At 39.7% G+C, this 14,833-nt stretch carries 12 protein-coding genes; 3 read left to right on the top strand and 9 right to left on the bottom strand.

The window, feature by feature from the left end; all coding sequences use genetic code 11:
- Positions 1-45: 45 nt before the first annotated feature.
- Positions 46-720 carry a DUF2461 domain-containing protein gene (locus RB214_RS02120; protein WP_309168196.1) on the bottom strand — a complete coding sequence of 225 codons (675 nt, stop codon included), beginning with the start codon at positions 718-720 and terminating at the stop codon, positions 46-48.
- A gap of 78 nt (positions 721-798) precedes the next feature.
- Here RB214_RS02120 and gorA point away from each other — a divergent pair, with 78 nt between their 5' ends.
- The 3 genes from gorA to RB214_RS02105 all read left to right on the top strand — a co-directional run bounded on the left by gorA (position 799) and on the right by RB214_RS02105 (position 4,002).
- A complete protein-coding gene (gorA, locus tag RB214_RS02115) occupies positions 799-2,160 on the top strand; it encodes a glutathione-disulfide reductase (protein WP_165742884.1) in 1,362 nt (453 codons plus the stop codon).
- Positions 2,161-2,424: 264 nt separating this feature from the next.
- Positions 2,425-3,057 (top strand): hypothetical protein, encoded by a 633-nt coding sequence (locus RB214_RS02110; protein ID WP_165742883.1) that lies wholly within the window; start codon positions 2,425-2,427, stop codon positions 3,055-3,057.
- Between the two features lie 108 nt (positions 3,058-3,165).
- A complete protein-coding gene (locus RB214_RS02105; RefSeq protein WP_024597410.1) occupies positions 3,166-4,002 on the top strand; it encodes a mechanosensitive ion channel family protein in 837 nt (278 codons plus the stop codon).
- A gap of 246 nt (positions 4,003-4,248) precedes the next feature.
- Here the strand turns inward: RB214_RS02105 and tldD are convergent, their stop codons facing one another.
- From tldD to RB214_RS02065, 8 genes are read right to left on the bottom strand one after another with little or no spacing between them, the layout of a single operon-like run.
- Complete coding sequence (gene tldD, locus RB214_RS02100; RefSeq protein ID WP_024597409.1) at positions 4,249-5,688, bottom strand: metalloprotease TldD; 1,440 nt, start codon at positions 5,686-5,688, stop codon at positions 4,249-4,251.
- On the bottom strand, positions 5,685-6,524 hold the full coding sequence (locus tag RB214_RS02095) for a carbon-nitrogen hydrolase family protein (protein ID WP_309168193.1): 840 nt from the start codon (positions 6,522-6,524) through the stop codon (positions 5,685-5,687). The genes tldD and RB214_RS02095 overlap by 4 nt, the downstream gene beginning before the upstream one ends.
- Positions 6,524-10,378 (bottom strand): YhdP family protein, encoded by a 3,855-nt coding sequence (locus tag RB214_RS02090; protein ID WP_309168192.1) that lies wholly within the window; start codon positions 10,376-10,378, stop codon positions 6,524-6,526. The genes RB214_RS02095 and RB214_RS02090 overlap by 1 nt, the downstream gene beginning before the upstream one ends.
- Positions 10,378-11,850 carry a ribonuclease G gene (gene rng, locus RB214_RS02085; protein WP_002958405.1) on the bottom strand — a complete coding sequence of 491 codons (1,473 nt, stop codon included), beginning with the start codon at positions 11,848-11,850 and terminating at the stop codon, positions 10,378-10,380. The genes RB214_RS02090 and rng overlap by 1 nt, the downstream gene beginning before the upstream one ends.
- 1 nt (position 11,851) lies before the next feature.
- Positions 11,852-12,421 carry a nucleoside triphosphate pyrophosphatase gene (locus RB214_RS02080; RefSeq protein WP_002958404.1) on the bottom strand — a complete coding sequence of 190 codons (570 nt, stop codon included), beginning with the start codon at positions 12,419-12,421 and terminating at the stop codon, positions 11,852-11,854.
- Positions 12,421-12,900 (bottom strand): rod shape-determining protein MreD, encoded by a 480-nt coding sequence (gene mreD / locus RB214_RS02075; protein WP_002958403.1) that lies wholly within the window; start codon positions 12,898-12,900, stop codon positions 12,421-12,423. Before mreD ends, RB214_RS02080 begins: the two co-directional genes overlap by 1 nt.
- A complete protein-coding gene (gene mreC, locus RB214_RS02070; protein WP_309168188.1) occupies positions 12,893-13,735 on the bottom strand; it encodes a rod shape-determining protein MreC in 843 nt (280 codons plus the stop codon). The genes mreD and mreC overlap by 8 nt, the downstream gene beginning before the upstream one ends.
- Entirely contained in the window at positions 13,735-14,778 is a 1,044-nt protein-coding gene (locus RB214_RS02065) for a rod shape-determining protein (protein WP_002958401.1), read from the bottom strand. The genes mreC and RB214_RS02065 overlap by 1 nt, the downstream gene beginning before the upstream one ends.
- Positions 14,779-14,833: the final 55 nt, after the last annotated feature.

Genomic DNA, 14,833 nt, shown 5'->3' with positions numbered 1-14,833 from the left:
TCTAAAAGTAAAAAAACAACTCAACTGCTTTTAAGTTGTGTAATTTTAATAGGGTTGCTCCAGAGCAAAACACAAATAACTCATTAATGAGTCGGCCACTTTATAACGTTCTAGTACCGTATCAACTAGGTTATTACTGCATATTTGCTTTTGAGTAAGTGGGCTAATGGCTATAAAGTCTTTTCGTTTGAGCTCATCTATTAAGGGATGATCTTTTTCAAAACCCCTTGGTGGGCGTTTTAGCGACTCTCCTGACATTTCAAATATAGATTTAAATTGCTCATCATAAATTGCTTTTTTATAGCTATTTGGGTTTTCATCTATGCAGGTTCTAATTGCATTAAGCGCCTTTGATTCTGGGCGCCAAATACCAGCACCTACAAAACATTCGTCATTTGCTAAGTGAAAATAAAAACCAGGGGCGTGTACGTCTTTTCCCATAAAATGGCGAAATTGAATTCCTACATTAATTTTATATGGGGTTTTATCTTTACTAAAACGCGCGTCTTTATGGATTCTCATTAAACTACCGCCGACTTTTTTATCTGATGCGACAAAATGGCTAGAAACCTCAGCAAGTGGTGCTTGCATTTGCCTAATGAAATCTAAAGCGGGCTCTCTTACGTATTCCTCATACTGTGATTTATGGTCGTTAAACCAGTCTCTATTATTGTTTTGATCAAGCAGAGCAAGAAATTCGAATGTTTTTTTACTAAACATAGGTCACCTAAACACTCTTTATTTTTAAAACTTAATGTTATGCTAATGCGCATAAAACTCAACGCCTAAGGACATAAAATGACACAACACTTTGATTATATTGCAATCGGTGGTGGCAGTGGTGGTATTGCCTCTGCAAATAGAGCGGCAATGCGTGGCGCTAAAGTAGCACTTATAGAAGCAAAACACATGGGCGGCACGTGTGTAAACGTGGGCTGTGTACCTAAAAAAGTAATGTGGCACGGTGCTCAGGTTGCTGAAGCAATTAATTTATATGCCCCAGATTACGGCTTTAATGTTGAAGTTAAAGGCTTTGATTGGAGCAAGTTAGTAGAAAGCCGTGAAGCCTATATAGGCCGAATTCATAAAGGTTATGACAGTGGCCTTGCTAGCAATGGCGTTACTGTAATCAAAGGCTTTGCTAAATTTGTAGATAATAAAACAGTTGAAGTAAACGGCAAGCACTACACAGCCGACCATATATTAATTGCAGTAGGTGGACGCCCAAGCATTCCGCATATTGAAGGTGCTGAACACGGTATCGATTCAAATGGCTTTTTTGAGCTAAAAGAGCAACCTAAGCGCGTTGCAGTAATAGGCGCAGGCTACATAGCCGTTGAGCTTGCTGGTGTATTACATGGTTTAGGTACTGAAACACATTTATTTGTTCGTAAGCATTCTCCACTTCGTAACTTTGACCCATACATAGTTGAAACCCTTGTTGATGTTATGGCTGCCGAAGGCCCTACTCTTCATACAGAATCTGTACCTCATAAATTAGTTAAAGAAGATGATGGCTCTGTAACGCTACATTTAGATAATGGTAAAACTCATAACGTTGACCAAGTAATTTGGGCCATTGGCCGCCAGCCAACAACAGATGCAATTAATGTAGCTGCTGCCGACGTAGAAGTTAACAGCGATGGTTTTGTTAAAGTTGATGAGTTTCAAAATACCACAGCTAAAAACGTTTATGCTGTTGGTGATATTATCGAAAACGGTATTGAACTTACGCCTGTAGCAGTTAAAGCAGGGCGTACTTTATCAGAACGCTTATTTAATAAAGAACTACCTGATGATTTAAAAATGGATTACAGCCTAGTTCCTACTGTTGTATTTAGTCACCCACCAATTGGTACTATTGGCCTTACTGAACAAGAAGCTATTTCTCAATACGGCGAAGAAAACGTTAAGATTTACCAATCTGGTTTTACAGCTATGTACACAGCGGTAACTAAACATCGCCAACCTTGTAAAATGAAGCTTGTATGTGCCGGCCCAGACGAAAAAGTAGTTGGCCTACATGGTATTGGTTTTGCGGTTGATGAAATGATTCAAGGTTTTGCAGTTGCCATGAAAATGGGCGCTACTAAAGCTGATTTTGATGCCGTTGTTGCGATTCACCCGACTGGCTCGGAAGAATTTGTAACGATGCGCTAGGCGCTAAACTCTAAGCGCTCAATTATAAAAAGCCCTTGTTAAGTAATTAGTAAGGGCTTTTTAATGCTTGTTATATTTTGCACAATAAACCACTTAAAACGTCACATTAAAAACATCGATTCAACATTAAAAAAACATCTAAGCCATTATTTTAAAAGCAAAAATTTTAGACCAATAAAAAGGTTAAAAGTTTAAATTTTGTTTTGGCTTTAAAGCATTTTAACGATTAGAATCCCGCGCATTTATAGTTTCTCTTGGTTATTTATGTTTTTACTGCGATCTTTTATTTATTTATTATGCCTAGCGGGTGTTGCTCATTTAATTCAACTTGAAGGGTTTGAATTAAAACAGGATGCACTTTACAGTGAAGAAACTCTTACCGAACATATGCAAGATGTTTTAACTTTTTTAAGCTGTATTTTATTTTTTTACGCTTCGCGAATTAACTTTCAACTCAAAATACCGGCTGTATTACTAGCTGCGTTATCGGCAATGATGTTTGTGAGAGAGTTTGATACCTACCTCGACTTATACTTTTTTGATGGCGCTTGGCAAAGTATCGTCTATTCAATTTTAGCTGGCGTGTTTGTTTATTTAATAACAAACAGAGGAAGTATTTTTAACGCTTTAAAAGCCTATAGCCTCACTCCTAGTTATGGAATTTGCTTATCAGGCATGGTTACTTTACTCGCATTTTCGCGAATGATGGGCAAAGGCGCATTTTGGCATTCAGTAATGGGTGATGACTATGTACGTGCGGTAAAAAACATTGTTGAAGAAGGTATAGAAACGCTTGGCTATACTTTGATTTTTATTTCAGCCATTGAGCTTGTACTCATATGCCGAAAAAGAATGGCTAAAAATCACAAGCATTGCACTGATCAAGTAACTCAATAACGTAGCTAAATTTTTTATTGGTTACTTTTTTTACACTAAATTTGCTAATTGGTTTAATAAATCAATATACTGAGCCTGTTTTTATCAACTCACGTTTAATTGGATACCATGACTAAAGATATATTGCTGCATCCGTTTCTTCTTTCAATTGTAATGATCACAATTGCATTTGTACTAAAAGTGCTTGTTGATAAGCTTGCTAAAAGTCGCGCAGAAAAAAAAGAAAAAGACATCCGTTACATCGCACACAATATTAAGCACTTTATTAATTTTGTAATGATGATATCGCTGCTATTTGTGTGGTCGACCGAAATTCAAAACTTTGCACTTTCTATTGCTGCTTTTGCCGTGGCGATTGTACTTGCAACGCGTGAGTTTATTCAGTGTGTAATAGGCTTTTTTTACCTCGTAACAACTCGCCCGTTTAGAGTGGGTGATTGGATACAAGTAGGTGATTACTTTGGTGAAGTAGCTGAAACGGATTGGATAAAAACAACCATGCATGAAATTGATATACATACTTATCAATTTTCAAGAAAAACCATATACATACCTAATAATAAGCTGATTACCAGCTCTATTAAAAACTTAAATTTTGTAAAACGCTTTGTTACACATCATTTTATTATTGTCCGAAGAGAGAGCTTTAACCCTTACCCTATTCACGACACACTCACTGAGCAAGCTAAACTGTACTGCGAAGAGTTTCAAGAAGTAGCAAGCCGTTATAATTCGATGATTGAGCGTAAACTTGATGCAAAAATATCTGGCCCAGAGCCGGTAATTCACTTTGGTACAACCGATTTAGGTGAATTTAAAGCAAGCTTTACCTTGTTTTGCCCGACAGAAAAAGCGCTTGAGATAGAGCACAAATTAACAGAGTGCTTTTTTGCGTTATGGTACAAAGAGGCTGAAAAAAATAAAGAAGGTGAAGGAGAGGCATAAACCTCGCCTACACAAAGTAAAAATACAAATCGTAGGTGCGAATTTATTTCGCGCTCTATTTCTAAGTCTGTATTTAAAAAGCGAGGTATAAAACCTCACCTACCCAAAGTAAGAATGCAAATCGTAGGTGCGAATTTATTTCGCGCCCTATTGCGTGAGCGTATATTTAAAAGGCGAGGTGTAAAACCTCACCTACAATAAACATCAAGCACGTAGGTAGGAATTCACTTCGCGCTTGAGTAATATTTAAGCTGTACCACCGACCGTTAACTGATCAATTTTAAGGCTTGGTTGGCCTACGCCTACCGGTACGCTTTGACCATCTTTACCACAAACACCAACACCTTTATCAAGTGCTAAGTCGTTACCAACCATAGATATTTGCTGCATTACTTCTGGTCCATTACCAATAAGCGTTGCGCCTTTAATTGGTTGGGTAATTTTACCATTTTCGATTAAATACGCTTCTGATGCGCTAAATACAAACTTACCTGAGGTTATATCAACTTGTCCGCCGCCAAAGTTAGGCGCGAATACCCCTTTTTTAACTGAGCTTATAATATCTGCTTGACTGTGCTCACCACCTAACATGTAGGTGTTAGTCATGCGAGGCATTGGTAAATGCGCATAAGACTCACGACGTGCGTTACCGGTAGGATTTACACCCATTAAACGCGCGTTTAGCTTATCTTGCATATAGCCTTTTAAAATACCGTTTTCGATAAGTACGTTGTAAGCGGCTGGTGTGCCTTCATCATCAACATTAAGTGACCCACGGCGATCAGCCATGGTGCCATCATCAACAACAGTACACAGCTCAGATGCTACTTTTTGGCCCACTTTACCACTAAACGCAGACGCGCCTTTGCGGTTAAAGTCGCCTTCAAGTCCATGCCCTACTGCTTCGTGTAAAAGCACGCCAGGCCAACCATTACCAAGTACAACTTCCATCGTGCCTGCAGGTGCATCAATAGCTTCAAGGTTTACTTTAGCTTGGCGTACAGCTTCTTCAGCAAATTCCATCCAACGTGGTTTACCATCAACAAGCTCTTTAAAGTAACCATAATCTAAACGTGCACCACCACCTGCGCCACCGCGTTCACGGCGACCATTTTTTTCAAGCAGCACTGAGCAGTTTAAACGAATAAGCGGGCGAATATCGGTGGCAAACGTACCATCACTTGCTGCGATTAATACTTCTTCGTATACCGCTGACATTGAGCTAATTACTTGCTCTGCATCGGGTGCTAGTTCACGAATATAGTTTTCAAGTTCGCGTAATAAACTCACCTTGTCGGTATCGCTCATACTCGAAATTGGCTGATGCGCTGCAAACTGCTCTTTAGCTTTAACATCACTAAATACTTTAATCGCTCTATCTTCGCCAGCATCTGCGATGCTACGAGCCGCTGTAGCCGCTTTATTAAGTGCTTCAAGATTTATTGCATCAGAGTAAGAAAAACCTGTTTTTTCGCCGCTTACAGCACGTACACCAACGCCACGCTCAACGTTATAAGAGCCTTCTTTAACTAAGCCGTCTTCAAGCACCCATGATTCGTGGTGGCTTGATTGAAAATATAAATCGGCGTAATCCACTTTATGCTGATGTATGTAAGCGAGCGTTTTTTCGAGCTCTTCTCTATTTAGCTGGCTGTCTTGTAGTAAATGCTGTTCAACCGAATTCATAATAAATGCTCTCTAAATCGTTGATGAGACTGCACGGGCATATCTCGTCTAATTTTTTGTAACTGGTCTAAATCTGCGTTGCAGCTTATAAAACCGGTGCCTGTTGGCAATTCACTCAGGGTATTGCCCCAAGGTGAAATAATAATACTGTGGCCATATGTTTGTCGGCCATTTTCATGTGTACCGTACTGAGCAGCTGCAACTACATAACATTGTGTTTCTATTGCGCGAGCTGCTAATAGCGGTTGCCAATGCGCTTGCCCTGTAGGGACTGTAAATGCACTGGGTACTAAAATAATATCGGCGCCTTGGCGTACTAGTTCGTTAAATAAGCCACTAAAGCGCAGATCATAACATACTGTTAAGCCAATTTTACCAAAGGGAGAATCAACAACCACTACATCGCGACCTGCTTGGGTAAAATCTGACTCTCGATAGCTACCTGTTTTATCATCAACGGTTACATCAAATAAATGTATTTTGTTATACGTTGCAACCAGCTCGCCTTGATTATTATATAAGTGCGATGCTGCGTAATACTTATGTTCGTTAAATAGCTCAGGCATTGTGCCTGCATTTAACCAAATATTATGGTGTTGGCACAATTCACTAAGTTGTAATTTGTATTGATCAACTTGCTTAGCAACACGTAACGTATCGTTACCACTTTTACTAAACACTAAAAAAGCTTCTGGCAAGCAAACAAGTAATGGTCTTGTTGCTGGCAGAGTTTTAAGTGCGCGCTTTAAGCTTGCTATGTTGTCATCAGGGTTTAGCCCTGAACACATTTGTAGGGCAACTATTGTGGGTGTGCTTATGCTTGCTGTTTTGTTCATTACGTTACTGTTACTTGTGCATCTTTAAGTTTTAAATCGACTGATGCTTGTGGCTGATTTTGCGCAGCTTGAGGTAGTGTAACTTCACGACTTTTTCTGTCGAGTTCTTGAACAATAGGATCGTTCATTTTACCCGTTACTTTAAAATTGATCTCTGAGATGACGCGCGCAGAATGAATAACTTTATCAAGTGCTAAAGCAGCAAGCCCTGTTACTGGATTAACCATCCATGCCACTATAACCGGAATGCTTGAGGTTACTTGTGGCGCTACAGCAAGGTCGTAATCTATATCTAGCGTATTTAAGTTTGCGTAGCCTTTAATTGTTAAATCGGCAGGCACACCGTCCATTTTAGTATCTTTAGTGTAAGCGATACCGTTTTCTAACTGCATAGAGCCTTGCATGCTGTTATAAAAAAAGCCCTTTGAAAATACATCTCTAAAATCAAGTTTCAGTTTGCGCACGAGTGAATCAAGGCTCAACAGCGAAAATACGCGTGCACCACCATCACTTATTTCAGTTAAGTGACCTTCCCCTAAATCCCAAGTAACCTCACCACTTAAAGTTTTCACATCAAAATCATAAGGTGCTGCTTGCCAAGTAAGATCATAATTTAGATCAGCTTTAGAATCCTTAATTGCAGAGGTAATATCAAACTCGCCAAACAATGCGCCTATATCATCACTTTTAAGCTCACCACTTAGCGTTGTTAAACCATTTTGCCACTGCCCTTTAGTGCGCAGTACATGATCTCCTTTATCGATTACAAGTTCTGATATCGATAAGCGCTCGCCATCACCTAATAATGACGCACTCACTTTATCAAGCTGGTAGCGATCAATTTTGCAGTCACTACATTCAAACTCAATGGCAGGTATTTTAGTAAGCCAGCTCAAGTCTTCCTCAGGAAGTACATCTGTTATTTCAATTAATTGCTCGCTAGGCTGTGCAAAATTAAGCCTTAAGTAATCGGCATTAATTCGTATAGGCATGCTCGGTTGTGATGTAGGAATAAAAACCCCAGCTCTAAGTTCTTTAGCATTTAGCTTTAGGTATAAATCGTCTTTTGATGGTGCTAAACGCATTTCAAAATCATTAAAGATGATGTTACTCGCATCAAGCATACCTATATTTGCGACCACCTCATTAAGCGGTGGCATAATCCCTTTTGATTTTTTATCTGGGTTTGATTTACCTGCTTTAATTATTTGATCTATCAGATCAAACCAAGGCACTAATTCACTCTGCTCAAGATTTATATTTACGCTTAAGTCTTTTTGGTTTAATCCTAAGTCTTGTTTTCCGAGCACAAAATGGACATTACTAAACTGTGATTTTCCATTTTCTAAAATAGCATTAAAGTAAAACTGTTGATTAGCGTTTGCTGTAATGAGATTAGAAATATCATCACCTTGAACTACTGCATCAAGCGCCCACATTTGTTCGCTATTTTTATTATAAGGTGCGGGTAAGTTACTCGTTAAGCCAAGTAGTTCTGAGTTTACCTGTGCACGGTAATTAAAGCCTTGTTCGGTAAAATTAAGTACTAAACCAATATCAACATCGCTTTGCCCGCTTAAATAATTTTTTAATATACCTTGTCCACTGTCAATTAATGTATCGGCGTCAATTTTGGCGTTTATATCTATGTTTGCTTGGTAATTTTTAGCATCACTTTTGCTGCTGTAATTAATATTTAGCGGCATGCCCAACCACTTCGCAGTCGCATTTTTAAGTGTGATGTTGTCGTTTTTAAAATTAAGCTCGCCAGTTAAGTTTTTAAGCTCAATACCTGGCGTTGCTATAAATACTGGCAAGTCATTTAAATTAACTTTGCCGCTAACACTGGCTCCGCCTTTAAACTTAGAGCCTACTAAAAGCTCAATACTGGCATCGGCTTCGCCTTTGCCCTGTACAACTTTAAAAATTTCAGCAAGAGGTTTGGCAATAGGTGTCGCTGCAAAAAAGTCATATAACTTTTCCATCTCTGCTTTTTTATCAATTTGCACAATAAGTTCATCAGCATTCATTAAATCTGCAATGCTCACCTGTACACTATTACCAATATCTAAATTAACCAACTTGCCTTGCTGGCTATATATGTCCATCCGCTCATTAGCAAAATTTAGCTGTACATTAGCATTAGTGACCGCAGGCCAATCAGGGTCAAACTCATAGGTTGCATTGTCTATTTGTGCTAATACATCAAACTGACCACTACCATCAGTAAATGGGAAACCAGACAAAGGCCCTGCAAATAAGACCTGTGCTTTAGATACTTCTCCGCCTTTAATTGCACCATTTAAATAGCTAACAAGTTCAGGGCTCATCGCTTTTAATGGGAAGTAATGACCTGCAATATTGGCATCTGGAGCGAATGCTTCTGCGTAAAGATCTAATCGAGGATCATCTGTTAGACTAATTTGTAATTCTGCAGCAAGAGTAACTTCATCATTATCAAACCAGATATTGTCACTACTTATATGCCAGCCATCATCTCGCTTAGCTAAATCTAGCTCTACATTTAGCTGATTATAATTTATGTCGTTACTAAAGCTTTCGCCTGTAACTAATGTGCCATTTTCACCAAATAAATTTATTCGACCACTACTTTGGGTAAGTAAACCATTTACTCTAAGTCCTTGCGCTGCTCGCACCGATCTTAATTCTTGCCAGCCAATATTGTTAGCCTCAAACCATAATTGCCATTGCTGTGCATTAGAAAAACTTAAATAAGCTTGATCTATTTGCCCACTAGGTTGGCGTTCTAAAAATGGTTCAAGTGCATTAAAATTACTTAGCCCGGCTAGGTTACTCAGTAATTCAAAATCAACTTGATGCAGCCACACTTTATTCTGCAGCCCTAGTTGGGCTTCAAACTCTAAACTTGGCCATGTTTTATCGTTACTATTAAATGTTAAACCGGTGCTTTTTAAGTGCCAGCTATTTTGTTCTGGATATAGATGGAATCCACCTTCACTCAAACTAACTTGGTGGCTTTGCTCTTCTCGCTGCCAGCGTACAAAGCTTGGTAACCACTGCATTTTCACATCGCTTACAAAACCTTTATCTAGTTTTAGCCATGCTTGTAAATTAATATCGCTATGCAGTTGTTGTTTTTGCGTATTTATATATTGCGCTAACCAATTAGATACATCGACCTTATTAGCCTGTACATAAATGTCGCCCGCAACCTGCTCTAGAGTATCCCCGGTAAGTGCTATGCGCGCGTCAAAGTCTCCGACCGAAATACCCGGCAGTGCCAGGCTTCCACTACCAAGGTGCTGCTCATCTTCATTTTGCCAAACAATGTTTTGAAGAAGTAATTTACGTTCTTTACCGTCTTCTAAAATAAAGTTAATACTGGAATTTTCTATTGCAAAATGACCCGTTTTACCCAAAAACAGTTCTTCAATTAGCTCTTTTTGCTCAAAAGAAACTTCGTCGTTATCACCGGTTTTAAATAAGTTGGTGATATTTACACTGGTATGAAAACCATTAATAACAAAATAATTAGATCTAAGTTGCAGTGCTTTTAAGCTTTCCCATAGGTTTAGCTCTAAGCTGGTTTTAGCAATGGTGAGTGATATTGGTGCGGTTTCGTTATCTTTAAACGATAAATTTTCTAGCACTAATGCAGGACCACTGCCCTGCCAACTAGCTGATATTTCACCAATAGATAAGCTTATTTCAAACTTTTCGTGTAAATAGCTTTCTATGTCACCTTTGTACTCGTTTGCATACGGGAGGGTATATTTTAAAATTGAAACAATAACGGCCAGTAATACCAAAATTATGGCGCAGGTCTGCCATAACTTTCTAAAACAAAAAAAACAGACCGCTTTTGCTTTCATTACATCATTACCACATCAAACTGTTCTTGGCTGTATAAGCTCTCTGTTTGAATATTGACTTGCTTACCAATAAATAGTTCAAGCTCAGCAAGGTTATGATACTCATCGTTTAGTAGGGCCTCACTTACAGCAGGCGCTGCATACACCATAAACTTGTCCGCTGCGTATGCTCGGTTAACACGCACTATTTCACGTAGTATTTCGTAGCAAACCGTTTCAACTGTTTTTTGTGAACCACGACCGGAACATGCTGGGCATACATCACATAAAATATGCTCTAAGCTTTCGCGTGTACGTTTACGCGTCATTTCAACAAGGCCAAGCGCTGAAAGCCCGTTAATATTCGTTTTAGTGCGATCTTTTGCAAGGGCTGATTCAAGTGAATGAAGCACCCGCCTTTTATGATCCTCACTTACCATATCGATAAAGTCGATAATGATAATACCGCCTAAGTTACGCAGCCTGAGCTGGCGGGCAATTGCAGAGGTTGCTTCTACATTGGTATTAAAAATCGTTTCTTCTAAATTACGATGCCCTACAAATGCGCCTGTATTAACATCAACAGTCGTCATTGCTTCTGTTTGGTCAATAATTATATAACCACCCGATTTTAGCGTAACTTTACGATGTAGTGCTTTTTGAATTTCGTTTTCAACGTCAAACAAGTCAAATATAGGTCGCTCGCCTGGGTAGTATTCAAGCACTTGAGAAAGCTGTGGAACAAACTCTTCTGTAAATAACTTTAGTTCTTCATAGCTGAGTTTAGAGTCAACGCGAATGCGCTCCATATCTTCGCCTACGTAGTCACGCAGGGTTCTAAAGGCAAGCGTTAAATCTTCGTGTAGGATACTGGCTTTACTCGTTTTTCTACGACGTGATGTTATTTTTTCCCATAATTTTCTTAAAAAGCCGGCATCGTGTCGTAATTCAGCTTCGCTAGCACCTTCGGCAGCTGTACGTACGATAAAGCTGCCATTTTCATCGCCATATTCTGCGACTATTTTTTTAAGACGTGAGCGCTCTTCTTCAGTTTCTATACGCTGACTAACCCCTACATGGGTCGCATCAGGCATAAACACTAAATAGCGAGAAGGAATAGTTATATCAGTGGTGAGCCTTGCGCCTTTAGTGCCTAGCGGATCTTTTACCACTTGCACCATAATGTATTGGCCTTGACGAACTAACTCTCTAATATCTTGTACTTTTTTTATTGGTACGTCGTCTACGCCTTCAACAATAGAGGCACTATTTACAATATCGGATGCATGCAAAAATGCAGCCTTTTCGAGGCCGATATCAACAAAAGCAGCCTGCATACCCGGAAGTACACGGCTTATTTTTCCTAAGTAAATATTGCCTACAATACCTAGATTACCGATTCGCTCTAGCTGTATTTCTTGCAGTACACCGTTTTCTATTAGGGCAACACGGCTTTCGCTCGGTGTGACATTGATCAGTAATTCTGTACTCATGTTACCTTCTTAAGAATGTTTTTAATAATTGTTCGGTTTCATATAAAGGTAAGCCTACAACAGAAAAATAGCTACCCGCAATGTGAGTTACAAAGCGGCCGCCTAAACCTTGGATACCGTAGCCACCGGCTTTATCTTGTGGCTCACCTGACTCCCAATAAGCATTAATTTCTTCATCTGTTAAGGTTTTAAAAGTAACATCTGTGCTTACAACACAGCTAAGCACATCATTTTGCGTTGCAAATGCAACTGCGGTAAGAACTTGATGCGTGTTACCCGATAGGCGTTTTAACGTGTGTGTAAAATCGTTTTTATCGCGAGGTTTACCCAATGACTCGTTATCTATAACAACCACGGTATCACTACCAAGTACAGGGCGATCGGTATATCCAAGCTCTACACCGCTTTGGGCTTTCAAGCGCGCTAAACGCTCAACAAGTGCTCTAGGTTGCTCGTTTGGAAGTGGGCTTTCATCTGCATCAACACTAAACTGTGTAAATTCGACACCTAATTGGCTTAATAACTCTTTACGACGGGGAGAGGCTGATGCCAAATATACTGCGGTAGTCATTACCTGATCCTAAAATGTCTGCGATATTTACGAAGTAGTAAAAAGACCCAAAACCAGCTAACCATTCCGGTTGCTACTGGCCATAAGTACTGTGGATTAAAATAAACACCTAACAAAAAGTGATTTAGCCAAAACTGCATTAAGTGATACAGCGTTAAAAATAAACCAATTAGTAGGCTTTGTTGCCAAAGCGAAAAGTTACGAATTTTTTGAAAGTTGCTCGCGGTTACAAAAATACATACCGAGAATGTAAGCGAGTTCACGCCCAGCGGTGAGCCAGACGCTAAATCGATTAATAAACCAACAACCCAAGCAGTACCAATATTTAAACGATGCGGTACTGCTAGCGACCAATACATAAGTACAAGTAAAACCCAGTCAGGTCTAAATGGCTCAAACGAAAATGGAAGTGGCATTAGTGCCATTATTAACGCAAAAAAGATGCTTAGCGCAATTAACAATGAATAACGGTTAATCATCGCTGATTTGCTCCTGTTGATTACGCCATAAAATAACCAGTAAGCGAATGCGATCTAGTTGCGCAATAGGTTCTGCAAAAACTTGTGCAAACGGTCGCCCTTCATCACGATTTATTTCGGTTACTACTGCCACCGGGTACCCTTCAGGAAATGTCCCCCCTAAACCCGATGTAACAAGTACATCGCCAATTCGCACATCTAAACTGTGTGGAACGTGAGAGAGCTTAACGACGTTAATTTTACCTATGCCTTCAACAACCGTTCGTACATCGTTACGAAGTATACGTACAGGTGTGGCATGTGTGGTGTCGGTCATTAGTAGCACGCGTGAAGTTGTTGAACCAACCTTTGTAAGCTGCCCTACTACACCCATTTCATCAATTACAGCTTGGCCTTCACTAAGCTCGTCAGTTGTACCACGGTTAATAACAACCTGATGACTATACGGGTTTGAATGTACAGAAAGTACCTGAGCAATAATTTTACGATTTGATTGCTTTGCAGATGAGCCTAATAAGGCGCGCAGTTTTTGATTTTCTCTGGCTAGAAATTGATACTGCTGAAGTTGCTCGCTTTGTAGCATTTGCTTTTTTTTCAGCGCTTCGTTTTCAGTAAGAAGTTGATCCCGCGTATGCAGGCTTTTAGCACTTAAGCTAAATAATTCGTAGGGTAAATTAGCAACATAGATTAGTGGGCTAACTAGAGTATTAAGGCTGGTACGAACAACGGTACCACCTTGCGTATATCTGTCTCCAACTATGAGTACGATACTCAAAAGCACTGCGACAAAAAGTCGCAGTTGCAAAGAGACTGTGCGTCCAAACATTAATTTCATTAGTCGTAACTAAAAACGTCACCACCATGAACATCGATCATTTCTAATGCTTTACCACCACCACGCGCAACACACGTAAGTGGATCATCAGCTACAACAACCGGAATACCCGTTTCTTCCATTAATAAACGGTCTAAATCTTTTAACAATGCACCACCGCCAGTAAGTACCATGCCGTGCGCAGAGATATCTGATGCCAGCTCTGGTGGTGATTGCTCAAGCGCAACCATTACTGCACTCACAATACCCATTAACGGCTCTTGTAAAGCTTCTAGGATTTCGTGTGAGTTAAGCGTGAATGAACGCGGAACACCTTCGGCAAGGTTACGACCACGCACTTCAATTTCGATTGGCTCATCAGTTTTGAACGCAGAGCCAATTTGATGCTTAATATTTTCAGCTGTCGCTTCACCAATTAAGCTACCAAAGTTACGACGTACATAATTAATAATAGCTTCGTCAAACTTATCGCCACCAATACGAACAGATGATGAGTAAACAACACCGTTAAGTGAAATAATAGCCACTTCAGTTGTACCACCACCAATATCAACAACCATAGAACCTGTTGCTTCTGATACTGGTAAACCTGCGCCAATAGCTGCTGCCATTGGTTCTTCAATTAAGTAAACTTCACGAGCACCAGCACCCATTGCAGATTCACGTATTGCACGTTTTTCTACTTGAGTAGCACCACACGGTACACAAATTAGTACACGCGGACTTGGGCGCATAAAGTTATTGTTATGCACTTGCTTAATGAAGTGTTGTAACATTTTTTCAGTTACATAAAAATCAGCAATTACACCGTCTTTCATTGGACGGATTGCTTTAATATTTCCCGGTGTACGACCTAGCATTTGTTTTGCTTCTGTACCTACAGATGCAACACTTTTAGGTCCACCAGCGCGTTCTTGGCGAATAGCAACAACAGAAGGTTCGTTTAATACAATACCTTCTTCTTTAACATAAATTAGGGTATTGGCTGTACCCAAGTCGATCGATAGATCGTTAGAAAAAATACCACGGAGTTTTTTAAACATGAGGCTGGATGACCTTTGAAATACGTTCTTATATTAGCTGCCTCACTTTAACATG

The sequence above is a fragment of the Pseudoalteromonas sp. HL-AS1 genome, from assembly GCF_031198785.1.
Lineage (GTDB): Bacteria > Pseudomonadota > Gammaproteobacteria > Enterobacterales > Alteromonadaceae > Pseudoalteromonas > Pseudoalteromonas distincta.
The sequence above is the reverse complement of the archived record's forward strand: the minus strand, read 5'-3'. Positions and strand labels throughout refer to the sequence as shown.